Raw genomic sequence first — 25,406 nt, forward strand, 5'->3', positions numbered from 1 at the left:
CCTGCGTGGTGGCCGGGATATCAGGCAGTCTCCTGCTCCAGATCCTGGTTGACGCGCTCGCGCAATTCCTTGCCCGGCTTGAAGTGCGGAACGTGCTTGCCGGGCAGCGCCACGGCTTCGCCCGTCTTGGGGTTGCGCCCCATGCGCGGCGGCCGGAAATGCAGCGCGAAGCTGCCAAAACCACGTACTTCGATGCGTTCGCCGTGAGCCAGGGCATGGCTCATCTGCTCGATGACACTCTTGACGGCCATCTCGACATCCGCGAATGCAAGATGGGTCTGGCGCCTGGCGAGCGCCTCGATCAATTCGGATTTAGTCATGGGCCCCAATGTCCGTGACATGAAACAACGGGGCGACGGCGTTGGCCGCCGCCCCGCGTCAGGCTGGTATCGACGATCAGTCGGCCTTGTTGAACTGCTCCTTGAGCAGCGCACCAAGCTTGGTCGTGCCGCTGGCCGCGGACGAGTAATCCACCGACGTATCGGGCGCGTCTTCCTCGTCCTTGGCGCGGATCGAGAGCGCCAGCTGGCGACCCTTGCGATCCATGCCGGTGAACTTGGCCTCGACCTTGTCGCCCACCTTCAGGTGCTGGGTGGCGTCGTCGATGCGCTCCTTGGCGATGTCGTTGGCGCGCAGGTAACCCTCCACGCCCTCGCCCAGGTCGATCACGGCGCCCTTCGCATCGACTTCCTTGACGGTGCCGTTGACGATGCTGCCGCGCGGATTCGCCGCCATGAATTGGCCGAACGGATCCTGCTCCATCTGCTTGATGCCGAGGCTGATGCGCTCGCGCTCCGGGTCCACCGCCAGCACCACGGCCTCGATCTCGTCGCCCTTCTTGAAGTTGCGCACGAGGTCTTCGCCGGACATCTGCCAGGAGATATCGGACAGGTGCACCAGGCCGTCGATGCCGCCGTCCAGGCCGATGAACACGCCGAAGTCGGTGATCGACTTGATCTGGCCGGAAACCTTGTCGCCCTTCTTGTGCATGGCGGCGAACGCTTCCCACGGGTTGGAACGCGTCTGCTTGATGCCCAGCGAGATGCGGCGACGCTCTTCATCCACGTCCAGCACCATCACTTCGGTCTCGTCGCCGACCTGCACTACCTTGGCCGGGTTGACGTTCTTGTTGGTCCAGTCCATCTCGGACACGTGCACCAGGCCTTCCACGCCCGGCTCGATCTCGACGAAGCAGCCGTAGTCGGTGACGTTGGAGACCTTGCCGAACAGGCGGCTGCCGACCGGGTAGCGGCGGGCGATGGCGACCCACGGGTCGTCGCCCAGCTGCTTCAGGCCCAGCGAAACGCGGTTGCGCTCCTTGTCGTACTTCAGCACGCGCACGTCCAGCTCGTCGCCGACGTTGACGACTTCGGACGGATGGCGCACGCGCTTCCACGCCATGTCGGTGATGTGCAGCAGGCCGTCGATGCCGCCCAGATCCACGAACGCGCCGTAGTCGGTGAGGTTCTTGACCGTACCCTTGACCACCGCGCCCTCGGTCAGGCGCTCCAGCAGCTTCTCGCGCTCCTCGGAGAACTCGGTCTCGACGACGGCACGGCGGCTGACCACCACGTTGTTGCGCTTGCGGTCGAGCTTGATGATCTTGAACTCGAGTTCCTTGCCCTCGAGGTAGGTCGGCTCGCGCACCGGGCGCACGTCGACCAGCGAGCCCGGCAGAAACGCGCGGACATCCTTGATGTCGACGGTGAAGCCGCCCTTGACCTTGCCGGAGATCATGCCCTTGATGGTCTCTTCCTTGTCGAACGCCTGCTCCAGGTCGTCCCACACCATCGAGCGCTTGGCTTTCTCGCGCGACAGCTTGGTCTCGCCGAAACCGTCTTCCAGGGCTTCGAGGGCTACCTTCACCTCGTCGCCAACCTGCACCTCCAGCACGCCGTCCTCGCTCTTGAACTGCTCGATCGGGACGATGCCTTCGCTCTTCAGGCCTGCATTGATCACGACGACGTCGTTGCGGATTTCCACGACGATGCCGGTGACGATGGCGCCGGGCTTCAGCTTGGAGATGGCCTGCTGGCTCTGTTCAAACAGTTCGGCAAAACTTTCAGTCATGTTGATTCCATAGTGGGAAAAGACCTTGGGCCATGCACGTGGTTGGGTGCGCGCACAAACTTGCCGGTCCACCGGTTGGGGGTGTTTCGGGTGGTTCCTTCCGAACCGACCGTCAGCACCGTTGGTCAAAACCCCCTGCCACGGCAGGGGCACAGAAACCGCCGCGCGATCCAGTCAGGACCGCACGACGGCCAATACTTTCGCGACGACCTCGTCGATACCCATCCCGGTGGTATCCACCAGCACGGCATCTTCAGCAGGCTTGAGCGGTGCAACCGTGCGTGATGCATCGCGGCTGTCACGCGCTTCAATTTCTCGCTGCAGGCCGGCAAGTGTAACGCTGAGTCCCTTTTCCTTCAACTGCTTATAGCGCCTTTTCGCCCGCTCGGCGGCGCTCGCGGTGAGGAAAACCTTGTACGCCGCATCCGGGAAGATCACCGTGCCCATGTCGCGCCCGTCGGCGACCAGCCCGGGCGCCTTGCGGAAGCCGAGCTGCAGCGCCACCAGGGCCTCGCGCACCGGCGGCATCGAGGCGATCGCCGAGGCCGCCGCACCGGCGGTCTCGGTGCGCAATTCGTCAGTGGCGTCGTGCCCATTGACGATCACCCGGGTCTCACCACCGTCGCTGGCCGCGCGAAAATGGATCTTGGTGCCCTGTGCGCAGCGGGTTATCGCCTCCACGTCCGACAGGTCCAGCCCGGCCATGCCGGCGGCGTAGCCCACGGCACGATACAGCGCCCCGGAATCCAGCAGCCGCCAGCCCAGCCGCTCGGCCACCAGCGCGCTGATGGTGCCCTTGCCCGACCCCGACGGCCCGTCGATCGTGAGTACGGGGACAGCGGGGGCATGGCTCATGGAAAGATCCTGACAATGATGGCGAAAGCAGCCAGTTTACCGCGTTGACCCCACCGGGGACGCGTGCTATCTAGCCCGTCTACTTGCCTGCAAGCCATGCCCGATCTGCCTTATGACCGACCTTCGCCGCGAGTTCGACCAGGCTGCCAAGGACATCCAGCGATTGGCCAGGCGCCCCGACAACGACACCTTGCTGAAGCTCTACGCGCTCTACAAGCAGGGCTCGGAGGGTGACCTCAAGCGTACCCAGCCGGGTTTCTTCGACTTCGTCGGTACCGCCAAGCACGAGGCCTGGGCGCAGCTGAACGGCGTCCCCGAAGAAGAAGCCATGCGCCGCTACATTGCGCTGGTTTACCAGTTGCTGGCCTGATCCGGGCCGCCCTACTCACGCAGCGCTTGCTTTCAAACGCCGAACACCGGCACATTCATACGATCGTTTGAGTCTCGTGGGGATCGCATGAATTATCCGAACCTGTTCGCCCCGCTCGCTCTGGGCCACGTCACCCTGCCCAACCGCATCCTGATGGGATCGATGCACACCGGGCTGGAAGACAAGGCCCGCGACTACGACAAGCTGGCCGCGTATTTCGCCGAACGCGCCCGCGGCGGCGTGGGCCTGATGGTCACCGGTGGCATCTCGCCCAGCATCGAGGGCTGGCTGAAACCGTTCGGCGGGCGCCTGACGATGCCCTGGCACAAGCCGCGCCATCGCAAGCTCACCCATGCCGTGCACGCCGAGGGCGGGCGCATCTGCCTGCAGATCCTGCACGCCGGCCGCTATGGCTATCACCCGTTGTCGGTGGCGCCGTCGAGGATCAAGTCGCCGATCACCCCGTTCACGCCGCGGGCGCTGTCCGCGCGCGGCGTGGAGCGCACCATCGGCGACTTCGTGCATTGCGCGCGGCTGGCGCAGGACGCCGGCTACGACGGCGTGGAGGTGATGGGCTCGGAAGGCTATCTGATCAACGAGTTCATCGCCGCGCGTACCAACCGGCGCAACGACGCCTGGGGCGGCGACGCGGCGCGGCGCATGCGTTTTCCGGTCGAGATCGTGCGCCGCACGCGCGAGGTGGTGGGCCGCGACTTCATCATCATCTACCGGCTGTCGATGCTCGACCTGGTTGAGGGCGGCCAGGACTGGAGCGAGATCGCCACCTTGGCCAGGGCGATCGAGGCGGCCGGCGCCAGCATCATCAACACCGGCATAGGCTGGCACGAGGCGCGCGTGCCAACCATCGTCACCAGTGTGCCGCGCGCCGGCTTCGCCTGGGTCACGCAGAAGCTCAAGGGCGAGGTATCGATTCCGCTGGTCGCCACTAACCGGATCAACATGCCGGACGTCGCCGAACGCATCCTCGCCGAAGGCGAGGCCGACATGGTCTCGATGGCGCGTCCGCTGCTGGCCGACCCGGCCTGGGCGAACAAGGCCAAGGCCGGGCGCAGCGAGCGCATCAACACCTGCATCGCCTGCAACCAGGCCTGCCTCGACCACGTGTTCCAGAACAAGCGCGCCAGCTGCCTGGTCAACCCGCGCGCCTGCCACGAGAACGAGCTGAAGGTCGAGCCAGCCAGCGTGCGCAAGCGCATCGCCGTGGTCGGCGCGGGTCCGGCCGGCATGGCCTGCGCCGCCACGCTGGGCGAGCGCGGCCATACGGTGACCCTGATCGACCAGGCCAGCGAGATCGGCGGCCAGTTCAACTACGCCAAGCAGATTCCGGGCAAGGAGGAGTTCCACGAGACGTTGCGCTATTTCCGCCACCAGTTGGACGACACGGGCGTCGAGGTCCGCCTCGGCCAGGTTGCGGATGCCGCCTCGCTGCGTGCCGGCGGCTATGACGAGGTGGTGATCGCCACCGGCATCACGCCGCGCCCGGTGAGCTTTCCCGGCAGCGACGATCCGCGCGTGCTGGGCTATCTCGACGTGCTGGCCCGGCACCGGCCGGTAGGTGCCAGGGTGGCGATCATCGGCGCCGGCGGCATCGGCTTCGACGTGGCCGAGTTCCTGGTCGAACACGCGCCCTCGCCCACCACCGACGTCGCCCGCTGGACCCGCGAATGGGGCGTGGACATGCAGTTGCGACAGCGCAGCGGCCTGCAACCGCCCCAACCGGAGGCACCGGCGCGGCAGGTCTGGCTGCTCCAGCGCAGCGAGGGTCGTCCCGGTGCGCGGCTCAACAAGACCACCGGCTGGGTGCATCGGGCCACGCTCAAGGCGAAACAGGTAACCATGCTGGGCAAAGTCGGCTACGAACGTTTCGACGACGATGGCCTGCACGTCACCGTCGACGGAAAACCGCAGACTCTGCCGGTCGATCACGTGGTGGTGTGTGCCGGCCAGGAACCGAACCGCCGGCTGGCCGACGAACTGATCGCCGCCGGCATGAAGGTGCACGTGATCGGCGGCGCCGACGTGGCCACCGAGCTGGACGCCAAGCGCGCCATCGCCCAGGGCACCCGCGTGGCCAGCGAAATCTAGGTTCAAGCATGCTGGTGCACCGACAGCGCCGCCTTCTGGCAGCGCTGTCGGTCATGGAAAGAAAAGCGCCCCGCAGGGAAGACGCATCGACATGGGTTCAGGGGGGGAGTTGAACCAGATGTCGTATTTAGCGTCGCTGCGGGGCGAGGGCCGCCGCCACTAGGGGGGAGGGGAAGTGGCGGGACGAGAGTGATTTTATGATCGACCCAATAAAGTATCTAATATATATTTAGCGCCGCATTAATTTGAAATAGCTATATGTTTGACCTTCGCCAGTTGCGCTATTTCGTGGCCGTCGCCGAGGAGCTCAGCTTCACCCGCGCCGCGCTGCGCCTGCATCTTTCCCAGCCGCCACTGTCGCAGCAGATCCAGTCGCTGGAACAGGACCTGGGCGTGCGCCTGCTGGAGCGCACCAAACGCAGCGTGGCACTGACCGAGCCGGGCCGGGTCTTCCTGGAGCAGGCGCGGCAGATCCTGGCCAAGGTCGACGAGGCGCGCAGCCAGGTGGTGGCTGCCGCCGCGGGCTACAGCGGCCAGTTGCGGCTGGCCTATACCGTCTCGGTCTCGTTCCATCCAGCCATGCCGCAAGCCCTGCTGCGCTTTGGCCAGATCGCCCCCAACGTGCGCCTGCAGCTCAGCGAGATGTACACCGAGCCGCAGTTCGCCGCCCTGCTCGCCGGCCAGATCGATGTCGGCTTTGTCCGCGACGAACCGGTACATGCGCAGGACGCCCGCGATCTGCGCATAAGTGTGATCGATCGCGAGCCCTTGCTGCTGGCGCTGCCCGCCGGGCATCCGCTGGCCGGCCGCAGCAGCCTGCGCCTGGCCGAAGTGGCCGGCGACGCGTTCGTGTCGCAACCGCGCGAACTCGCCGCCACGCTCTACGACCGGTTGGTGAAACTGGCGACGCGGGCCGGTTTCCAGCCGTCAATCACCCAGCACGCCCAGCAGATCAACGGCCTGCTGGCCCTGGTGGCGGCCGGCCTGGGGCTGGCCCTGGTGCCGGCCAGCATGCGCACCGTGCGCCTGGCCGGGGTTTGCTACGTGCCGCTGGAGGATCCTGATGCCTTTCTGCTGTTGGCCGTGGCCTGCAGGGCCGGCGACCCCTCCCCCGCCCTGCAGCAATTCCTGAGCACGGTGGCGCAAACGGTCGTCGCATCGGACTTGTGACAAAGCGTACGGCTCGCTATACTCGCGTGCTTACATTTTTTAGTCTAGTGTCAGGAGCTGGCCGTGAAGGTGCTTAACTCGTTGAAGTCCGCCAAGACGCGGCATCGCGACTGCAAGGTTGTGCGTCGTCGCGGCAAGGTGTTCGTGATCTGCAAGAGCAACCCCCGTTTCAAGGCTCGCCAGCGCTGAATCCAGTCTGTCGATGCCATGAAAAAGGCCGCGCGAGCGGCCTTTTTCATGGGCGTCCTTCCAGCTTCCGGCGGCGATGCCACCGGCGCCGGGAGAACTGCGGTCACTCGTAGCGGACGTCGATGATCTCGTAGTGCTTGACGCCGTTTGGGGCGGTGAATTCGAAGCTGTCGCCGGCGCTCTTGCCGATCAGCGCGCGGGCGATCGGCGAGGACACCGCGATCAGGCGCTGCTTGATGTCCGCCTCCAGGTCACCGACGATCTGGTAGGTCACCGTAGCGCCGGAGTCCTCGTCTTCCAGATCCACCGTGGCGCCGAATACCACGCGGTTGCCCGGATTCAGCCGGGCAATATCGATGACCTCGGCGGTCGACAGCAAGGCCTCCAGCTGGGCGATGCGACCCTCGGTAAAGCTCTGCAGCTCGCGCGCGGCGTGATACTCCGCGTTCTCCTTGAGATCGCCGTGGGCACGGGCCTCGGCAATCGCCGCGATGATGCGCGGGCGGTCGACTGACTTCAGCCGCTCCATTTCGGCACGCAGGCGCTCGGCACCGGCTTTGGTGATGGGGGGACGACTCATGCGCCGAGTTCCTTGTGCAGTTCCTGCAGGCTGTGTACTTCACCGTCGCTGTGGAAATCCAGCGAATGCACGAGTGCGCGGGCACCTGCCACCGTGGTGGAATAGGTGACGCGATGCTGCAGCGCCTCGCGCCGGATCGAGAACGAGTCGGCGATCGCCTGCTTGCCCTCGGTGGTGTTGACGATATAGACGATCTCGCCATTCTTGATCAGATCGACGATGTGCGGGCGGCCCTCGAGCACCTTGTTGATCCGCTCGCAAGCCACGCCATGTTCGGCCAGGTAGCTGGCGGTACCGGCAGTAGCCACCACGCTGAAGCCCCGCGCCACGATTTCCCTGGCTACCGGCAGCAGGCGGTCCTTGTCGCCGTCGCGCACCGAGAGGAACGCCTTGCCGACCGTCGGTGCCTTGATCCCGGCCGCTTCGTGCCCGCGCGCGAACGCCGCGCCGAAACTGCGGCCCACGCCCATCACTTCACCGGTCGAGCGCATCTCCGGCCCGAGGATCGGGTCGACATTCTGGAATTTCAGGAACGGGAAGATCGCCTCCTTCACCGAGTAGTACGCCGGGATCACCTCGCGCGTCGCACCCAGACTGACCAGCGAACGCCCGGCCATCACGCGGGCGGCGATCTTGGCCAGCGGCACGCCAGTGGCCTTGGACACGAACGGCACCGTGCGCGAGGCGCGCGGGTTCACTTCCAGGATGAATACCGTATCGCCCTGGATCGCGAACTGCGTATTCATCAGGCCGATGACCTTCAGCTCCTTCGCCATCGCGCTGACCTGGCGGCGCATTTCGTCCTGGATTTCCGCGCTCAACGAATACGGCGGCAGCGAGCAGGACGAATCGCCCGAATGCACGCCTGCCTCCTCGATGTGTTCCATGATGCCGCCGATCAGCACGGTGCCTTCGGCATCGGCGATCACGTCCACGTCGACCTCGACCGCGTGGTCGAGGAAGCGGTCCAGCAGCACCGGTGAATCGTTCGACACCTTCACCGCATCGCGGATGTAGCGCGAAAGGTCGGCGTCGTCATGCACCACTTCCATCGCACGGCCGCCAAGTACGTAGCTCGGCCGCACCACCAGCGGGTAGCCGATCTCGCGGGCCAGCGCCAGCGCCTCGTCGGCGTTGCGCGCGGTGCGGTTCGGTGGCTGCTTCAGGCCGATCTTCTCGATCATGTGCTGGAAGCGCTCGCGATCCTCGGCCAGGTCGATCGAATCCGGACTGGTGCCGATGATCGGCACGCCGGCCGCTTCCAGCGCGCGCGCCAGTTTCAGCGGAGTCTGTCCGCCGTACTGCACGATCACGCCCTTCGGCTTCTCGACGTGGACGATTTCCAGCACGTCCTCCAGCGTCAGCGGCTCGAAGTACAGGCGGTCGGAGGTGTCATAGTCGGTCGACACGGTCTCCGGATTGCAGTTGACCATGATGGTTTCATAACCATCCTCGCGCAGCGCCAGCGAGGCATGCACGCAGCAGTAGTCGAACTCGATGCCCTGACCGATCCGGTTCGGTCCGCCGCCGAGCACGATGATCTTGTCGCGACCGGTGGGCAGCGCCTCGCACTCTTCCTCGTAGGTCGAGTACATGTAGGCGGTGCTGGTGGCGAACTCGGCCGCGCAGGAATCCACCCGCTTGTACACCGGGCGCACGCCGAGCGTGTGGCGCAGATGGCGTATCGCGGCCTCGTCGGTGCTCAGCAGCTCGGCAATGCGTGCGTCGGCGAAGCCGAGCCGCTTGAGTTCGCGCAGGCGCGGTGCGTCGAGCGCGGTGATGCCCTGCCGGGTGACCTCCGCCTCGGTCAGCACGATGTCCTCGAACGCGGCGAGGAACCACGGGTCGACCCGGCTGAGGTTGAACACTTCTTCCAGCGACAGCCCGGCGCGGAACGCATCAGCCAGATGGAACACGCGATCGGGCCGCGGTTCGCGCAATTCCCGCTTGAGCACGGCCAGCCCGTCATCGGTGCCGATATCCAGGCCAGTCGGATTGAGGCCGGTCTTGCCGATCTCCAGGCCGCGCAAGGCCTTCTGCAGCGACTCGTGGAAGCTGCGCCCGATCGCCATCACTTCGCCAACCGACTTCATCTGCGTGGTCAGGCGCGCATCGGCCGTCGGGAATTTCTCGAAGGCAAAACGTGGAATCTTGGTGACCACGTAATCGATCGACGGCTCGAACGACGCCGGGGTCAGGCCGCCGGTGATGTCGTTCTTCAATTCGTCCAGCGTGTAGCCCACTGCCAGCTTGGCAGCGATCTTGGCGATCGGGAAGCCGGTCGCTTTCGAGGCGAGAGCAGACGAACGCGACACACGCGGGTTCATCTCGATCACGACCACGCGGCCGTTCTCGGCATTGATGCCGAACTGCACGTTGGAGCCGCCGGTGTCCACGCCGATCTTGCGCAGCACGGCGATGGAGGCATCGCGCAGGCGCTGGTATTCCTTGTCGGTCAGCGTCTGCGCCGGCGCCACGGTGATCGAGTCGCCGGTGTGCACGCCCATCGGATCGAGGTTCTCGATCGAGCAGACGATGATGCAGTTGTCCGCGGTGTCGCGGACCACTTCCATCTCGAATTCCTTCCAGCCCAGCACGGATTCCTCGACCAGCACCTCGCTCGTCGGCGAAAGCTCAAGGCCGCGCTTGACAATTTCCTCGAATTCTTCGCGGTTGTAGGCAATGCCGCCGCCGGAGCCGCCCAGGGTGAAGCTGGGCCGGATCACGGTGGGGAAACCGACCTTGGCCTGGGTTTCCAGCGCCTGCTCGAAGGTGCGCGCGATGGCGGCCTTCGGGCATTCCAGCCCGATCTCGGCCATGGCCACGCGGAACAGCTCGCGGTCCTCGGCCATGCGGATGGCTTCGCGCTTCGCACCGATCAGCTCGACGTTGTATTTCTCCAGCACGCCATGGTCGGCCAGGTCGAGCGCGCAGTTGAGGCCAGTCTGGCCACCCATCGTGGGCAGCACCGCGTCCGGGCGCTCCTTGGCGATGATGCGCTCCACCGTCTGCCAGTTGATCGGCTCGATGTAGACCGCGTCGGCGGTATCCGGGTCGGTCATGATCGTGGCGGGGTTGGAGTTCACCAGGATCACCCGGTAGCCCTCCTCCTTCAGCGCCTTGCATGCCTGCGCGCCGGAGTAGTCGAACTCGCAGGCCTGGCCGATCACGATCGGGCCGGCGCCGATGATGAGGATGCTCTTGATATCGGTACGCTTGGCCATTTCAGCGGGCCTCCTGCATCAGTGCAGCGAAACGTTTGAACAGATAGCCGATGTCGAGCGGACCCGGGCTCGCCTCCGGATGTCCCTGGAAGCAGAACGCCGGGCGATCGGTCAGCGCGAAACCCTGCAATGAACCGTCGAACAGCGAGGTGTGCGTGACGCGCACGTTGGCCGGCAGCGTGGCCGGATCGACCGCGAAACCATGGTTTTGCGAGGTGATCAGCACGCGGCCGTCGTCCAGATCCTTTACCGGATGGTTTGCGCCGTGATGGCCGAACTTCATCTTCAGCGTCTTGCCGCCCAGCGCCAGGCCCATCAGCTGGTGGCCGAGACAGATGCCGAACAGCGGGATCTTCGCCTCGAGGAACTGGCCGGTCGCCGCAATGGCGTAATCGCAAGCCGCCGGATCGCCGGGGCCGTTGGACAGGAACACGCCATCGGGTTTCATCGCCAGTACCTCGGCAGCGGGCGTCTGCGCCGGCACCACGGTGACCTCGCAGCCCTGCTCGGCGAGCAGGCGCAGGATGTTGAGCTTGGTGCCGAAGTCGTAGGCAACCACCTTGAAACGCATCGCGGGCTGATTGAACGTGGTGCGGTCGAGGTCATACACACCCTGGTTCCACACATACGACCGGGTGGTGCTGACCACCTTGGCCAGATCCATCCCGTTCAGGCCGGGGAACGCGCGCGCGCTGGCCAGCGCCGCCCCGGCGTCGACCTGCTCACCCGCCACGATGCAGCCAGCCAGCGCGCCCTTGTCGCGCAGGATGCGGGTCAGCCGGCGGGTGTCGATGCCGGCGATCGCCACGGTGCCGTGGCGCTTCAGGTAATCCGACAGGCTTTCGGTGCTGCGCCAGCTGCTGGCCCGGCGCGGCACGTCGCGCACGATCAGGCCAGCGGCATGCACCGCAGTGGATTCGACGTCTTCGGCATTGATGCCGGTGTTGCCGATGTGCGGATAGGTCAGCGTCACGATCTGGCGAGCGTAGGAAGGATCGGTGAGGATCTCCTGGTAGCCCGTCATCGCGGTGTTGAAAACCACCTCGCCAACGGTTTCGCCAAGGGCGCCAACGGCGTGACCGTGAAACACGCTGCCATCTTCGAGGGCCAGCAGGGCAGGAATAGGCATCAGGGTAACCGCCTTTTGGATGCAGCAAAGTCCGCAAGCCGCACGATTGCTGGCTTGTGGAGTTTGGTAGGAAAGAAAATCGGGCGGGTGGAAATGATAAGCGGCAAGGCCGTTTCTGTCCACCTTACGAAACATGAATCCGGCGATTTTCCGCACTTTTGTGCCGATCGGTCGGCGCTACACTAGGCCACATTTTGCCGGAGTCCGATGCCCCATGAGTGCTGCCGTTCTGCTCGATCCCGCCCGCCTTGATCGCCCGGATACCACGGTTCAGCACCAGCCTTTTCCGTTCATGATGGCGCATGGCCAGTTGCCGGACGAGCTGCGCGGCGACCTGGATCGGGACTTTCCGCGCTACGCCAGCGCCGGCTTCTTTCCCTACGATCCGGCCGACTGCGGCCCAAGCGTCAATGCGCTGATCGAGAACATGACCGCACCGGCGTTTGCCCGCGCCGTCGGCCAGCGTCTGGGAATCGACCATCTCGACCAGTACCCGACCCTGGTGACGCTGTGCCGCCTGCTCAACAAGCGCCACGGCACCATCCATACCGACAGCAAGTCCAAGGTGGTCACCGCTCTGATCTACCTGAATCCGCAGTGGCCGGACACCAGCGACGGCTGCCTGCGTTTCCTGCACAGGATCGACGACATCGACAGTGTCGTGGTGCCGGAACTGGCGCCGCTCTACGGCGAGTTCGCCGTGTTCAAGCGCTGCGAAAACTCCTTTCACGGCCACCTGCCCTACGAGGGCGAGCGGCGGGTGATCCAGGTGGCCTGGCTGACCAGCGAAGAAGAGAAGCGGCGCAAGACGAAGCGCGGCAAGTTCTCGCGCGCGTTCAAGAAACTGTTCGGCCGCCTGGATACCCAACTTGGCGCCGGGCGCGACCGCAACGCCTCGCACCCCGACTGAAGCGACGGACCGCTGGTGAAGCCGGCCGCGCCGGCTTCGTGCCTCTGCCGATCCGTCTCGTCGCACCCGGACTTGTCGGTCGACCGGCTGCACGCCACGCGCCGCTGCCGGCGCGCGACCTGACAGGGATGGCTCAAGGCAACGTGGCGATCACGTCGTCCAGCTGCCACTGGCCAGCTGGCCGGTCCGCCAGCCGATGCGCCGCGTGCAGGGCGCCGCGCGCGAAGATCAGGCGGTCGGTGGCGCGATGCGCCAGCTCCAGTCGCTCGCCCTGCCCGATCAGCATGGCGGTGTGCTCGCCCACGATGTCGCCGCCGCGCACCACGGCAAAGCCGATGCTGCCTTCGATCCGTTCGCCGGTGCGACCTTCCCGGCTGTAGACCGCTGCCGCGTCCAGCGTAGTGTGACGTGCCACCGCTGCCGCCTGGCCGAGCGCCAGTGCGGTGCCGGACGGCGCGTCCTGCTTGCGGCCGTGATGCGCCTCGACGATTTCCAGATCCCAGTCCGGCAGCGCCGCTGCCGCCTCGCGCAGCAGGCGCGTCAACACCGCCACGCCGAGACTGAAGTTGGCGGCGCGCAGGATCGCGATGCGCCGGGATGCATCGGCCAGACGTGCTTCGAGCGCAGCGTCGACGCCGGTGGTGCCGCTGACCAGTGCCGTGCCGTGTGCCAGGCAGTGATCGAGCGCCAGCGCCAGCGCGGCCGGACTGCTGAAGTCAATGATGACGTCGATCGGCGGCGCCTGCGTCCAGTCATGCGCATATCGCAAGGCAGCCGCCGCGAAACCCGGCACGGGCTGGCTGTCATGGATCGAACCGGGCGACACCACCGCGTGCACCAGTTCGAAACGGGCGTCCTCACCGAGCAGGTCGAGCAGCGCACGCCCCATGCGGCCGGAAGCGCCGCTAAGGGCAACACGAAGGGGGCGGGTCATCAGCAGCGCACTCCAAGGATCGGGCCGTACATGCTAACCGTGTGACGGGATTTACGCGGTGACCTTGGACCAGAATTTCTTCACGCCGTCGACCCAGCCCTTGGCGCGTGGTGTGTGCTTGCCCGCGTCACTGCCGTCGAAAGTGGCTTCCAGTGATTCCAGCAACTCGCGCTGCTGCTTGGTCAATCGCACCGGCGTCTCCACCACCACGCGGCAGATCAGGTCGCCGTGACGGCTGCTGCGCACCGACTTGACACCACGTCCGCGCAGGCGGAACTGGGTACCGGTCTGGGTTTCCGGTGGGATGCTGACCGGCACTTCGCCTTCCAGCGTGGGCACCGGCAATTCGGCGCCCAGCGCCGCCTGTGAGAAACGGATCGGCAGTTCGCAATACAGGTCGTTGCCGTCGCGCTGGAAAATGTCGTGTTCGCGCACGCGCACCTCCACATACAGGTCGCCGGCCGGCGCACCGGCCGGGCCGGCTTCGCCCTGCCCGCTCAGGCGAATGCGATCGCCATTGTCGACGCCCTCGGGGATCTGCACTGACAGCGTGCGGGTTTCTTCCAGGCGGCCTTCGCCATGGCATTTCCTGCACGGCTTCTCGATCGCCTGGCCGCTGCCGCCACAGTGCGGGCAGGCCTGCTGGATCGAGAAGATGCCGTTCTGCATGCGCACCTGGCCATGGCCGTTGCAGGTCTTGCACTTGCTGACCTTGCCGTCCTCCGAGCCGCTGCCGTTGCAATGCTGGCAGTTGACCTGGGTCGGCACTTCGATCTGCCGGCTGATGCCGAACACAGCCTCTTCCAGGTTCAGCTCGATGATGTAGCGCAGGTCGGCGCCGCGGCGCGGGCGGCCACGCCCGCCGCCGTTGCGGCCGAAGATGTCACCGAAGATGTCGCCGAAGATGTCGCCCATGTCGCCGAACCCGGCGCCACCGCGACCGCCCATGCCGTTTTCGAAGGCAGCGTGGCCGTGCTGGTCATACATCGCGCGCTTCGAAGTGTCGGACAGGATTTCATAGGCCTCCTTGGCCTCCTTGAACTTGTCCTGCGCGGAAGGATCGTCCGGGCAGCGGTCCGGATGGTATTTCATCGCCAGTCGGCGGAAGGCCTTCTTCAGTTCGGCTTCGCTGACGCTGCGCTCGACGCCCAGCACCTCGTAGTAGTCACGCTTGCTCATTCATCCATCCACACTGCTGTCATCACCGGCCGGCAAAGTCGTAGGTTCCACATGCCCAATCAACAGACAGCCCGTGCCGGGGTTTCCCGGCACGGGCTGGTTCATCGGCCGTGCCGACAATGCTTGCCGATTACTTCTTGTCGTCCTTCACTTCGGTGAACTCGGCGTCGACCACGTCGTCGGGCTGGGCCGAGCCGCCCGGTGCGGATTGTGCACCGGCATCGGCCGCGCCACCACCCTGCGCAGCGGCGTGCAGCGCCTGCGCCACCTGCTCCAGCTTCTCGACCTTGGCCTCGATCGCGGCCTTGTCGTCACCGTCCTTGACCTTCTCCAGGTCGGACAACGCGCCCTCGATGCTGCTGAGCTGGTCGGCCGGCACCTTGCCGCCGTGCTCCTTCAGCGCGCTGCGGGTGGCGTGCACCAGCTGGTCCGCCTTGTTGCGGGTGGCGACCAGTTCGTGGAACTTCTTGTCCTCTTCCTTGTTCGCCTCGGCGTCGGCGACCATCCGCGCGATCTCTTCCTCGGACAGGCCCGAACCGGCCTTGATCTCGATCTTCTGTTCCTTGCCAGTCTTCTTGTCCTTGGCCGACACGTGCAGGATGCCGTTCGCGTCGATGTCGAAGGTGACCTCAATCTGCGGCATGCCACGCGGCGCAGGGTCGATGCCCTGCAGGTCGAACTTGCCCAGCGACTTGTTCGCGCTGGCTCGCTCGCGCTCACCCTGCAGCACGTGCACGGTCACTGCGGTCTGGTTGTCGTCGGCGGTGGAGAAGGTCTGCGACGCCTTGGTCGGCACCGTGGTGTTCTTCTCGATCAGCTTGGTCATCACGCCACCCATCGTCTCGATGCCCAGCGACAGCGGGGTGACGTCGAGCAGCAGCACGTCCTTGACCGAACCCCCCAGCACGCCGCCCTGGATCGCCGCGCCCACGGCGACGGCCTCGTCCGGGTTGACGTCCTTGCGCGGTTCCTTGCCGAAGAAGTCCTTCACCGCTTCCTGCACCTTCGGCATGCGGGTCTGGCCGCCGACCAGGATCACGTCGTCGATGTCGGCCACGCGCAGGCCGGCGTCGTTCAGCGCGGTGCGGCACGGCTCGATGGTGCGCTTGACCAGGTCTTCCACCAGCGCCTCGAGCTTGGCCCGGGTCAGCTTGATGTTCAGATGCTTCGGGCCGGACGCGTCGGCCGTCACGTACGGCAGGTTCACGTCGGTCTGGTGGTTGGAGGACAGCTCGATCTTGGCGCGCTCGGCGGCGTCCTTCAGGCGCTGCAGCGCGAGCGGGTCCTTGCGCAGGTCGATGCCCTGCTCCTTCTGGAATTCCTCGACCAGGTAGTCGATGACGCGCATGTCGAAGTCTTCGCCGCCGAGGAAGGTGTCGCCGTTGGTGGCCAGCACTTCGAACTGCTTCTCGCCGTCGACCTCGGCGATCTCGATGATCGACACGTCGAAGGTGCCGCCGCCAAGGTCGTACACCGCGATCTTGCGATCGCCGCCCTTCTTGTCCAGGCCATAGGCCAGCGCGGCCGCGGTCGGTTCGTTGATGATGCGCTTCACGTCGAGGCCGGCGATCTTGCCGGCGTCCTTGGTCGCCTGGCGCTGGCTGTCGTTGAAGTACGCCGGCACGGTGATCACCGCCTCGGTGATCGTCTCGCCGAGATAATCCTCGGCAGTCTTCTTCATCTTCATCAGCACTTTCGCGGCGATTTCCTGCGGCGCCATCTTCTTGCCGTCGGAGGTCTGCACCCAGGCGTCGCCGTTGTCATGCGCAATGATGCCGTAGGGCACGATGTGCAGGTCTTTCTGCACTTCCTTGTCGGTGAACTTGCGGCCGATCAGGCGCTTCACCGCGTAGAAGGTGTTCTTCGGGTTGGTCACGCTCTGGCGCTTGGCCGAGGCACCCACCAGCACCTCGCCGTCCTTGGTGAAGGCGACGATGGAGGGCGTGGTGCGATCGCCTTCCGAGTTCTCGATGACCTTGGTCGTGCTGCCGTCCATCACGGACACGCAGGAGTTGGTCGTGCCCAGGTCGATGCCGATGATCTTGCCCATGTGATTGCTCTCCGAATTTTGCTTGCGGCCCCCGCGGCCGCGATGGTTTCCAGATGGGGGTCTGCCTTGGCGATTCAATGCCGGCAAGGCCCCGGATGCGATTTCGTGCTGTTCGCCGTCGCGCCGTTCAGGCGGGCGCCGGCATCGGTGCCACTCAATCCTTTGCCACCGCGACCAGCGCGGGGCGCAGCAGGCGATCGTTCAGTACATAGCCCTTCTGTAGCACGCTGACCACGGTGCCTGGCGCCTGGCCTGGCGCCTCGACCATGCTCACCGCGTGGTGACGTTCCGGATCGAGCGGCTGGCCCAGCGGATCGACCTGCGCCATGCCGTGGTTCTCGGCCACTTTCAGCAGCGCCTTCAGGGTCAGGCCGAGGCCTTCGCGCATCGAGGCGACGTCGCCGCCCTCCACGGCCAGGCCGCTTTCCAGGCCGTCGTAGACCGGCAGCAGTTCGCTCAGCAGTTTTTCGTTGGCGAAACGGCGGGCCTGTTCCAGGTCGCGATGCAGCCGACGACGCTGGTTTTCGAGTTCGGCCTTTTCGCGCAGCACGGTCTCGCGCAACTCGGCGTTGCTTGCCTCCAGCCCGGCCACGCGCGCCTGCAGGGTTTCCAGCTCCGTGGTCGACGATTCACCCGGCTGGCCCTGGACTGGCGTATCGCCAGGCGACTGCGGATCGTTGTTCTGCATGCTCACTCCAAAAACAGTTGTCATGGCCAGCATGCATGCCGGCCGCCCTGGAAAAATTCGCGAGAAACCCGCTCCCGCTGCGGTTATAGGGTCGTGGCGGCGCGATTCAAGGCGTCGCTGAGCAATCCGGCGGTGGCCTGCACCACCGGGATCACCCGCTCGTAGGCCATCCGGGTCGGGCCGATCACGCCGACCGCGCCCAGCACGCGTCCCTGCGCGCCGTAGCTGGCGGTCACCACGCTGCAGCCGTCGAGGGCAGTGAAGCCCGACTCCTCGCCGATGAACAGCCGTACGCCCGGCGCCCGGGCGCAGACTTCCATCAGCTGCAGCAACTCGTTCTTCTGCTGGAATGCCTCGAACAGCTCGCGCAGGCGTTGCATGTCGGCCAGTTCGGAATAGCCCATCAGGTTGGTCTGGCCACTGACCAGCACATCCGGACCGCTCGGGCCACTTGCCGGCGGCGCGAACGAGGCGGTGGCCAGTTCCACCGTGCTGGCCAGCAACTGGTTCAACTCGCTGCCGGCCTTGCGCACTTCGGCCAGCAGGTGCGCGCGGATATCGTCCACGCGCAGACCGGCGAAGTGGCTATTCAGATAGTTCGCCGCCTGCTCCAGCTCGCGGCCGTCGAGCGGCCGGGCCAGTTGCACGATGCGGTTCTGCACCTGGTTGTCGCTGAACACCAGGATCACCAGCACCCGCGCACCCGGCAACGCCACGAAGTCGATGTGCCGCAGCGGGAAATCGGCCTGGCGCGGCACCGTGACCACGCCGGCGAAATGGGTCATCGCCGACAGCAGGGTGGAGACATTGCCGAGCAGGTCACGCGTGGTGGTCGGGCCCGGCGGCAGCTCGCGCTGCAGGCGGGCCATGTCCGCGTGCGGCAGCGGCTGCAGTTCGATCAGGCTGTCGACGAACAGGCGCAGGCCACGCGGCGTGGGCACCCGCCCCGCCGAGGTGTGCGGCGAAGCGACCAGGCCGGCATCCTCGAGGTCGGCCATGATGTTGCGGATCGTCGCCGGGCTCACGTCCAGGCCGGACGAACGCGACAGCGTGCGCGAGCCGACTGGCTCACCGTCGACCAGGTACTGGGCGATCAGCGTGCGCAGCAGGCGGCGTGCGCGTGCGTCGAGGTCGTGGCCATGCGGGTTGATCATGCGTCTGTAGCGGTCCTTGAGACTCGACAGAAATAAGGTCTGCGCGCGCAGCTTGCAAGTGGAATGATGTCTTGCGCTACCGGGCTGCCGCTACAATCCCGTCACTCCATCAGCAGCCTGCCCATGCTCACTTCGCTCTACGTCCGCCACTTTGCCGTCGTCGAAGCCGCCGAGGTTGTCTTCGGCCCGGGCCTGACCGTGGTCAGCGGCGAAACCGGCGCCGGTAAATCGCTGCTGGTCGATGCGCTGATGCTGCTGGCCGGCGCCCGTGCCGACAGCGGCATGGTACGCGCCGGCAGCGATCGCGCCGAACTGGCGGCCGAGTTCGACCTGGCCGAGCTGCCCGCCGCGCGCGACTGGCTGCAGCGCGAAGAGCTGGACGAGGACGGCGGCTGCCAGCTGCGTCGGGTGATCCGCGCCGAGGGCAGCTCCAGGGCCTGGATCAACGGCCGCCCCGCGAACGCCCGCCAGCTCGGTGAACTGGCCGCGCTGCTGGTCGAGATCCACGGCCAGCACGAGCATCAGGCGCTGTTGTCGCGCTCGCACCAGCTGACCCTGCTCGATGCCTACGCCGGTCACGACGAGCTGCTGGCGCAGGTGCGCGACAGCGCCGTGCAATGGCGCGAGCTGGGCGCGCGCATGCGCAAGCTCAGCGGTGGCGACGACCGCGACCAGCGCATCGAACTGCTGCGCCATGAAATCGGCGAGCTGGAAAAATGGGTGCTGCCCGCCGCCGAACTGGCCGAACTGGAAGCGAACCACAAGCGCCTCGCCAACGCCGGTCGGCTGGCCGAAGGTAGCGCCGGCGTGGTCGAGCTGCTCGACGGCGACGGCGAATTCGCGTTGCGCCGCGCACTCGGCCGGGCGCACGCCGAGCTTGGCAAGCTGGCCGCCCTCGACGACAAGCTGAACCCGCTGCTGGAACTGCTCGACAATGCCGGCATCCAGCTCGGCGAAGCCGCCGACGGCCTGGCGCGCTACGCGCAGGACGTCGACCTTGACCCGGAGCGCTTCACCGAGGTCGACAATCACCTGGCCCGCCTGCACGAGCTGTCGCGCCGGCATCGGCTGCCGGTGGCCGAACTGCACGACCGGCTTGCCACCCAGCAGGCCGAACTGGCCGAGCTCGAAGGGGCCGGCGACGCACTGGAGCAACTGGCGGCACAGCGCCAGCGCCTCCAGGATGATTACACCAACGCGGCGGGCAGGCTCAGCGAGGCACGCGCGACGGCCGCCATCCGGCTCGGCGACGAGGTCAGTGTGCTGATGACGGAACTGGGCATGGCTGGCGGCTTGTTGCGCGTCGAACTGGAGCCGGTCGGTGGCGACGAGCCGGACCCGCAAGGCGGGGAGCGCTGCGAGTTGCTGGTCAGCGCCAATCCCGGTCAGCCACCGCGGCCGCTGCGCAAGGTTGCCTCCGGTGGCGAGCTGGCGCGCATCAGCCTGGCGATCGAGGTGGCCACCCTGGGCAAGGACACCATCGGCAGCATGATCTTCGACGAGGTCGACACCGGCATCGGCGGCGCGGTCGCCGAAGTGGTCGGGCAGAAACTGCGTGCGCTGGGCACCCAGCGCCAGGTGCTGTGCGTCACCCACCTGCCGCAAGTGGCCGCCCAGGGCCATGCGCACCTCAAGGTCAGCAAGCACAGCGACGGCGAGGCCACCCATACGCAGATCGAAAGGCTCGATGCCGCCGGTCGCCGCGATGAACTGGCGCGCATGCTCGGCGGAGTCGAGATCACCCGCGAGACGCGGGCCCACGCGAAGCAGATGCTGGAGCGGGCGCAGACTGCCTGATGCGCGGCGATCCGGTCACCCGGCCGGCGACAGCATCCCGCGTTCGCTCGCCATCCGGTACAGGTCCAGTTCCGAGCCGGCACCCAGCTTGCCCATCAGGCTCGCGCGATGGATATAGACCGTCTTCTGGCCGATCCCCAGCTCCGCCGCCACCTGTTTCGGCGCGCGACCACCGGCCAGCAGCAGGAACACATCGCGTTCACGTGCGGTCAGCCGGTTGATCGGATCCAGCGCCGCATCCGGCTGCTCGGCCCGGCGCTGGCGCAGGTCCGAGCTGAGAAAACACTCGCCCTGCATCACCGCACGCAGGCCGGCCACCAGTTCCTCCGGCGCCACACCCTTGCTGACGTAACCGCTGGCGCCGCGGCGCAGTGCCTCGGACACGTACGGTTCGCCATCATGCATGCTCAACACCACGACGCGGGTTTGCGCATGGACGCTGAGCAGGTGTTCGATCAGCGGCAAGCCACTGCCATCGGGCAGGGACAGGTCCAGCGCCACCAGGTCGGGGCGCCAGTGGCCTACCGCCTCGACCGCATCATCGGCGCTGCGGCATTCGGCCACCACATCGAGATCGGACTCCATCTCGATCAGCCGCTTGAAACCCTCGCGAACGATGGCATGGTCATCGACCAGAACGATGCTGTACATCCCGCTACTTTACACAGTGATTTCACTGTTATGTACATCCGGCTTGCCGGCGGCCAGGCCGGCCACCGCGACGCAGTGCACATGTAACATCCACGCATGCGCCTGAAACCCTTACGCCTGCCCGATTCCGGCCCCCTGCTCGCCGCCGGCTACCTGATGCTGTGGCTGCTGCTGTGGCTGACGGTACAACCGTACTGGATGCTGCCCTACGGCCTGCGTTTCGGCGCCCTGCTGCTCACCCCGGTCCGCTACTGGGGCTGGCTGCTGGGGGCCGAACTGGCCGCCACCGCCGGCATCAGCCTGGCCCATGGCCTGCCGCTGGGCTGGGTCGGCTTTGCCATCGACGAACTGCCGGAGCCGCTGGTGATGGCCGCCGGCCTGTGGCTGCTGCGGCGCTTCAACCTGCACCCCAGCCTGCACAGTCCGCAGGAGGTGACCCGCCTGCTGCTGTCGGTAGTGCTGGTGGTGACCGCGACCACCGCCGTCGATGCGGCCTTGCTGGCGCTGGTCCACACGCCGGGCTCGCCGGAACTGATCATCCGCGTACTCGGCGAGGAACTGCTCAGCCACTACCTGGGCATCCTGCTGATCGTGCCGTTGATGATCATGCTGCTGCGTACCCGGATCGAGCAACGCGCGCTGGCCAGCCTGTTCATGGACGGGCTGCTGGTGATGCTGCCTTCCATGACGATCCTGCTGGTACTGTCCGAACAGGCCGCCCCCCAGCCGCAATTCGCCCGCGTGCTGTCGCTGGCACCGGTGCTGTTCTTCGCGTTTCGTCACGGCTGGCGCGGCGCCAGCCTGGCCATGCTCATCACCAGCCTCGGCATGACCCTGGTTGACCAGCACCTGGGGCATGCCCCTTCGAACGCCGCGACCTACCTGTTCCTGGCCGTGGCCGGGACCGGCGCGCTGATGCTGGGCTCGGCCACCGATGCATTGCGGCGAAGCAGCGAGCGGGTCGCCGAACAGAACGTCTACCTGGGTGCAGTCAACCGCCGGCTGGACCAGTTGGCCCGTCAACTGCGCGACGCAGCCCGTGGCAACCTGCAGGCGGACGAGAACCAGCGCCGGCATCTGGCCGCCGAGCTGCACGACGAACTGGGCCAGAACATCACCGCGATCCAGACCCACGTGAAACTGGCCCAGACGCGCCTGTACCAGGCCGGCATGGAGGACATCAGCACCTCGATCAATGCCATTCTGGCGCATATGCGGCGCGCCTTGCACCGCCTGCTGGATGACCTGCGCCCGGCCGTGTTGGACGAATTCGGGTTGCTGCGCGCCCTCGATGAAGGTCCGATCCGCGACTTGCTGAACGCCGCCGGGATGACTTATCACACCGAACTGCACGGCGATCCGCGCCTGCTGGACGACGATACCCGCACCGCGATCTACCGGCTGGTGCAGGAAAGCGCGACCAATGCCGTCAAGCATGCCAAGGCCAGCGAATTCCGGTTGCGCCTGCGCATTGGCGAGCGCCAGGGCATCGCGGTGGCTCTGCTCGACCTGCGCGATGACGGTGCCGGCCTGCCCAGCCGCTTGCCCCGGGGCGGTCGCGGCCTGCAGGGCATGCGCGATCGGGTCACCTCGCTGGGTGGACAGTTTCGCCTGCGTCCCGCACCGGCCGGCGTTCACCTGCGAATTTTGCTGCGAAGCAACAGCAATTCTGCCGAAAACAGCCGGCAAAACTAGGAATTTTTCCGATACCGGAAACGTGAAGGCCTCGTTAGGATCGTTCCATCGATGTGGGGGAGCCACCATCGCAAGATGGTGGATCAGAGTCACCGTGGGGACGGGGGCTCTGAGACAACGGCAGGATGCCGTTTCGCCACTACCTGGCGAGAGTCAAAAGGCGACAGCGAGCCATTCGCGTCGCCAACCGACAGGTAGGGGAGCAGCCGCGGGTGGACAGGAGTCCTCCCCGCGGCTTTTTTATGCCCGGCTGCCTGCCCGCCTTCCGCTCCGGCTTGCGCGACTTCTCAGCCTTTGTGCGCGCGCTGCTTCGGCCGCACGTACAGCACCAGACTGTGGTCTTCGATCACGTAACCGTGCTTGGCGGCTATCTCGTGCTGCAGCCGTTCGATCTCCTCGCTGACGAACTCGATCACTTTCCCGCTGTCCACATCGATCATGTGGTCGTGATGCTTGCCGCGATCGAGTTCGTAGACAGCCTGGCCGCCTTCGAAGTTGTGCTTGACGATGATGCCTGCCGCCTCGAACTGGGTCAGCACGCGGTACACCGTGGCCAGGCCGATGTCCTCCTGGTGCGCAAGCAATTTCTTGTAGACATCTTCGGCGGTGAGATGTTGGGTACCCTCCTCGTCGAAGATTTGCAGGATGCGCATCCGCGGGTGGGTCACCTTGAGGCCAACCCTGCGCAGCTCTTTGGTTTCCTGTTCCATCACTCACCCCCGCACACGGCGTTTCCAAGCCGGTAGTGTATCATCCGACACCTTCACGATCCGGACGCAACACGCATGCAAAAGCTGATCACCCTGCTGGTTTTCGCCATGCTGGCGCTCTCCGTCGCCGGCTGCCACATCGTCTACAAACCCGACGTGCAGCAAGGCAACCTGCTCGACAAGAAAACCGTGGATCAGCTCAAGCCCGGCATGACCAAGCGCCAGGTGCTGGTACTGATGGGCACGCCCTCGGTGAGCACGCCGTTCGACCAGAGCCGCTGGGATTACGTATCGACCCTGTCGCACCGTGGCGGCGCGATGAAAGTGCGCACGTTCACCCTGACCTTCAACAACGACACGCTGGTGCGCACCGAGGGCGACTTCTTCGCGCAGGACGCCCAGCAGTTGATCAAGGACAGCAAGAAATACAACGCCGGCTACCCGGTCAACGAGACCCAGGGCGACAAGAGCACGTCGCCGGACGACAGGAAGAACGACGGCGGCTTCGGCCAAGGCGGCAACCAGGGCAGCAACGACGGTCATTGACCCCGTCGGCCCGCCCCTCCGCGGGCACGCCGGCGGCGGGCCTCCATCGGATCGAGCGTCAGCGGCCGGTAGATCTCGATCCGGTCGCCTTCCTGCACGAGCCGGTCCGGTGCCACCTTCTGCGCGAAGATGCCAAGGCGGGCCGGGTCGATCGCATCGCCCGGAAGCATGACGACAATGCCCGAGGCTGCGATCGCCTGCATCACCGTGCTGCCATCGGCCAGCGCGACCCGGCGCCGGACCGGTTGCCCCGACCCGGCGTAAACCACCTCGACGTGGATCGTGCGTTCAACCATAGACCCGCTCGGCCTCGCGGCAAAAATCGTCCACCATGCGCCCGGCCAGTCCCTGGAAACCCAGCTTCAGTGCACCGCCACCGAGCCGGCCGGCGTAGTCGAAATCCAGTGCGAACGCGACCTTGCAGCCGGCATCGCCCAGCGCGATGAAATCCCACACGCCTTCGAGGCTGCGGAACGGGCCATCGACCAGATCCATCCGCAGGCGTCGCGGCGGGTCGACTGTATTGCGCGTGGTGAAGCTCTGGTGGAACCCGGCAAACTTGAGATCCAGCCGTGCCACCAGCACATCGCCGTTGCGCTCGAGGATCTCGGCGCCGGCACACCAGGAGAAGCGCTTTGGGTATGCTTCAACCTCATTGACCAGGTCGAACATCTGCGCCGGCGAATACTTCACCAGTGCACTGCGACGAATTTCGATCACGGCAACCTCGTGGGCTTGTGCATTCATCCATGAATGCGAAGATCAAGTGAGCGTCCTTCCCTGGACGCACTCTCAACAAAAGCGTCGCTCCGATGGAGCGACGGGCAATGCGGCCGCCCAGAGGCCCGAAGTTTAGCGGACATGGCCAAGAGCAAGGACAAGGACAACAAGGGCGGCGGTACCATCGCGCTCAACAAGCGCGCGCGCTTCGAGTACCACATCGACCAGCGCTTCGAGGCTGGCGTCGCCTTGCAGGGCTGGGAGCTTAAGGCCCTGCGTGCGGGCCGGATCAACTTCGGCGACAGCTACGCGGTCGTGTTGAAGAACGAGATCTTCCTGGTCGGCGCCTCGATTCCGCCGCTGATCAGCGCCTCCACCCACGTCATCGCCGAGGATCGACGCACCCGCAAGCTGCTGCTGCATCGCAAGGAGATCGATCAGCTGGTCGGTGCGGTCGAGCGCAAGGGCTACACCCTGGTACCCACCGCGATGTACTGGAAGGGCAACAAGGTGAAGGTCGAGATCGGCCTTGCCCGCGGCAAGCAGGAACACGACAAGCGTGACACCGAAAAACAGCGCGACTGGCAGATCGAGAAACAGCGCACCATGCGTTCGCACAACCGCTCGGCGTGAAACGGCGCGTGAAGCACAAGAAAAACCCCCGGCAAGCCGGGGGTTT

The 25,406-nt window shown here is 65.8% G+C and carries 24 protein-coding genes; 9 read left to right on the forward strand and 15 right to left on the reverse strand.

From position 1 onward, the window contains the following. Positions 1-20: 20 nt before the first annotated feature. From QQA13_RS08205 to cmk, 3 genes are all read right to left on the reverse strand, one after another. Positions 21-320 carry an integration host factor subunit beta gene (locus QQA13_RS08205; RefSeq protein WP_108472839.1) on the reverse strand — a complete coding sequence of 100 codons (300 nt, stop codon included), beginning with the start codon at positions 318-320 and terminating at the stop codon, positions 21-23. 76 nt (positions 321-396) lie between these two features. Next, positions 397-2,070, reverse strand: coding sequence for a 30S ribosomal protein S1 (gene rpsA / locus QQA13_RS08210; RefSeq protein ID WP_007508277.1), 1,674 nt, complete (start codon positions 2,068-2,070; stop codon positions 397-399). Between the two features lie 174 nt (positions 2,071-2,244). Then, the gene (cmk, locus tag QQA13_RS08215; protein ID WP_199909879.1) at positions 2,245-2,925 is read right to left on the reverse strand and encodes a (d)CMP kinase; all 681 of its coding nucleotides are present in this window, start codon (positions 2,923-2,925) and stop codon (positions 2,245-2,247) included. A 112-nt stretch (positions 2,926-3,037) separates the two neighbouring features. Between cmk and QQA13_RS08220 the strand changes: the two genes are divergently transcribed. The 4 genes from QQA13_RS08220 to ykgO all read left to right on the forward strand — a co-directional run bounded on the left by QQA13_RS08220 (position 3,038) and on the right by ykgO (position 6,760). Continuing rightward, positions 3,038-3,295, forward strand: coding sequence for an acyl-CoA-binding protein (locus QQA13_RS08220; RefSeq protein WP_108472840.1), 258 nt, complete (start codon positions 3,038-3,040; stop codon positions 3,293-3,295). A gap of 87 nt (positions 3,296-3,382) precedes the next feature. Next, the gene (locus tag QQA13_RS08225; protein ID WP_108472841.1) at positions 3,383-5,401 is read left to right on the forward strand and encodes an NADPH-dependent 2,4-dienoyl-CoA reductase; all 2,019 of its coding nucleotides are present in this window, start codon (positions 3,383-3,385) and stop codon (positions 5,399-5,401) included. A gap of 258 nt (positions 5,402-5,659) precedes the next feature. Next, complete coding sequence (locus QQA13_RS08230; RefSeq protein WP_108472842.1) at positions 5,660-6,571, forward strand: LysR family transcriptional regulator; 912 nt, start codon at positions 5,660-5,662, stop codon at positions 6,569-6,571. A 63-nt stretch (positions 6,572-6,634) separates the two neighbouring features. Then, a complete protein-coding gene (ykgO, locus tag QQA13_RS08235) occupies positions 6,635-6,760 on the forward strand; it encodes a type B 50S ribosomal protein L36 (protein ID WP_091238229.1) in 126 nt (41 codons plus the stop codon). A gap of 103 nt (positions 6,761-6,863) precedes the next feature. Here ykgO and greA read toward each other — a convergent pair whose 3' ends face one another. The 3 genes from greA to carA are packed head-to-tail and all read right to left on the reverse strand — an operon-like array spanning position 6,864 to position 11,693. Further along, positions 6,864-7,340 carry a transcription elongation factor GreA gene (gene greA, locus QQA13_RS08240; protein WP_108472843.1) on the reverse strand — a complete coding sequence of 159 codons (477 nt, stop codon included), beginning with the start codon at positions 7,338-7,340 and terminating at the stop codon, positions 6,864-6,866. Beyond that, positions 7,337-10,564 carry a carbamoyl-phosphate synthase large subunit gene (gene carB / locus QQA13_RS08245; protein ID WP_108472844.1) on the reverse strand — a complete coding sequence of 1,076 codons (3,228 nt, stop codon included), beginning with the start codon at positions 10,562-10,564 and terminating at the stop codon, positions 7,337-7,339. The genes greA and carB overlap by 4 nt, the downstream gene beginning before the upstream one ends. Before the next feature lies 1 nt (position 10,565). Beyond that, a complete protein-coding gene (carA, locus tag QQA13_RS08250) occupies positions 10,566-11,693 on the reverse strand; it encodes a glutamine-hydrolyzing carbamoyl-phosphate synthase small subunit (protein ID WP_108472845.1) in 1,128 nt (375 codons plus the stop codon). A gap of 214 nt (positions 11,694-11,907) precedes the next feature. On the opposite strand from carA, the gene QQA13_RS08255 reads away from it, so the two are divergent. Next, positions 11,908-12,603, forward strand: coding sequence for a 2OG-Fe(II) oxygenase (locus QQA13_RS08255; RefSeq protein ID WP_108472846.1), 696 nt, complete (start codon positions 11,908-11,910; stop codon positions 12,601-12,603). Positions 12,604-12,736: 133 nt separating this feature from the next. On the opposite strand, the gene dapB is transcribed toward QQA13_RS08255, so the two are convergent. From dapB to hrcA, 5 genes are all read right to left on the reverse strand, one after another. Further along, positions 12,737-13,537 (reverse strand): 4-hydroxy-tetrahydrodipicolinate reductase, encoded by an 801-nt coding sequence (gene dapB, locus QQA13_RS08260; protein WP_108472847.1) that lies wholly within the window; start codon positions 13,535-13,537, stop codon positions 12,737-12,739. Between the two features lie 51 nt (positions 13,538-13,588). Next, positions 13,589-14,716: a molecular chaperone DnaJ gene (gene dnaJ, locus QQA13_RS08265; protein ID WP_108472848.1), complete on the reverse strand. Its 1,128-nt coding sequence runs from the start codon at positions 14,714-14,716 to the stop codon at positions 13,589-13,591. 130 nt (positions 14,717-14,846) lie between these two features. Then, positions 14,847-16,766: a molecular chaperone DnaK gene (gene dnaK, locus QQA13_RS08270; RefSeq protein WP_108472849.1), complete on the reverse strand. Its 1,920-nt coding sequence runs from the start codon at positions 16,764-16,766 to the stop codon at positions 14,847-14,849. Positions 16,767-16,920: 154 nt separating this feature from the next. Continuing rightward, the gene (grpE, locus tag QQA13_RS08275) at positions 16,921-17,454 is read right to left on the reverse strand and encodes a nucleotide exchange factor GrpE (protein WP_108472850.1); all 534 of its coding nucleotides are present in this window, start codon (positions 17,452-17,454) and stop codon (positions 16,921-16,923) included. Between the two features lie 83 nt (positions 17,455-17,537). Further along, positions 17,538-18,608, reverse strand: coding sequence for a heat-inducible transcriptional repressor HrcA (gene hrcA / locus QQA13_RS08280; RefSeq protein WP_108472851.1), 1,071 nt, complete (start codon positions 18,606-18,608; stop codon positions 17,538-17,540). 123 nt (positions 18,609-18,731) lie between these two features. On the opposite strand from hrcA, the gene recN reads away from it, so the two are divergent. Further along, positions 18,732-20,405, forward strand: a complete 1,674-nt coding sequence (recN, locus tag QQA13_RS08285) for a DNA repair protein RecN (protein WP_108472852.1) — start codon at positions 18,732-18,734, stop codon at positions 20,403-20,405. A 15-nt stretch (positions 20,406-20,420) separates the two neighbouring features. On the opposite strand, the gene QQA13_RS08290 is transcribed toward recN, so the two are convergent. Then, positions 20,421-21,056 (reverse strand): response regulator transcription factor, encoded by a 636-nt coding sequence (locus QQA13_RS08290; protein WP_108472853.1) that lies wholly within the window; start codon positions 21,054-21,056, stop codon positions 20,421-20,423. Between the two features lie 96 nt (positions 21,057-21,152). On the opposite strand from QQA13_RS08290, the gene QQA13_RS08295 reads away from it, so the two are divergent. Next, entirely contained in the window at positions 21,153-22,751 is a 1,599-nt protein-coding gene (locus QQA13_RS08295) for an MASE1 domain-containing sensor histidine kinase (protein WP_108472854.1), read from the forward strand. Positions 22,752-23,038: 287 nt separating this feature from the next. Here QQA13_RS08295 and fur read toward each other — a convergent pair whose 3' ends face one another. Then, positions 23,039-23,461: a ferric iron uptake transcriptional regulator gene (gene fur, locus QQA13_RS08300; RefSeq protein ID WP_108472855.1), complete on the reverse strand. Its 423-nt coding sequence runs from the start codon at positions 23,459-23,461 to the stop codon at positions 23,039-23,041. Positions 23,462-23,536: 75 nt separating this feature from the next. On the opposite strand from fur, the gene QQA13_RS08305 reads away from it, so the two are divergent. Next, a complete protein-coding gene (locus QQA13_RS08305; RefSeq protein WP_108472856.1) occupies positions 23,537-24,007 on the forward strand; it encodes an outer membrane protein assembly factor BamE in 471 nt (156 codons plus the stop codon). Here QQA13_RS08305 and QQA13_RS08310 read toward each other — a convergent pair. Both QQA13_RS08310 and QQA13_RS08315 read right to left on the reverse strand, forming a co-directional pair. Beyond that, positions 24,001-24,303, reverse strand: coding sequence for an RnfH family protein (locus QQA13_RS08310; protein WP_108472857.1), 303 nt, complete (start codon positions 24,301-24,303; stop codon positions 24,001-24,003). The genes QQA13_RS08305 and QQA13_RS08310 overlap by 7 nt on opposite strands. Beyond that, positions 24,296-24,727: a type II toxin-antitoxin system RatA family toxin gene (locus tag QQA13_RS08315; protein WP_108472899.1), complete on the reverse strand. Its 432-nt coding sequence runs from the start codon at positions 24,725-24,727 to the stop codon at positions 24,296-24,298. The genes QQA13_RS08310 and QQA13_RS08315 overlap by 8 nt, the downstream gene beginning before the upstream one ends. 141 nt (positions 24,728-24,868) lie before the next feature. On the opposite strand from QQA13_RS08315, the gene smpB reads away from it, so the two are divergent. Next, complete coding sequence (smpB, locus tag QQA13_RS08320; RefSeq protein WP_108472858.1) at positions 24,869-25,360, forward strand: SsrA-binding protein SmpB; 492 nt, start codon at positions 24,869-24,871, stop codon at positions 25,358-25,360. The last annotated feature ends 46 nt before the right edge of the window (positions 25,361-25,406 follow it).

Source organism: Rhodanobacter thiooxydans (assembly GCF_030291135.1).
GTDB classification, from domain to species: Bacteria; Pseudomonadota; Gammaproteobacteria; order Xanthomonadales; family Rhodanobacteraceae; genus Rhodanobacter; species Rhodanobacter thiooxydans_A.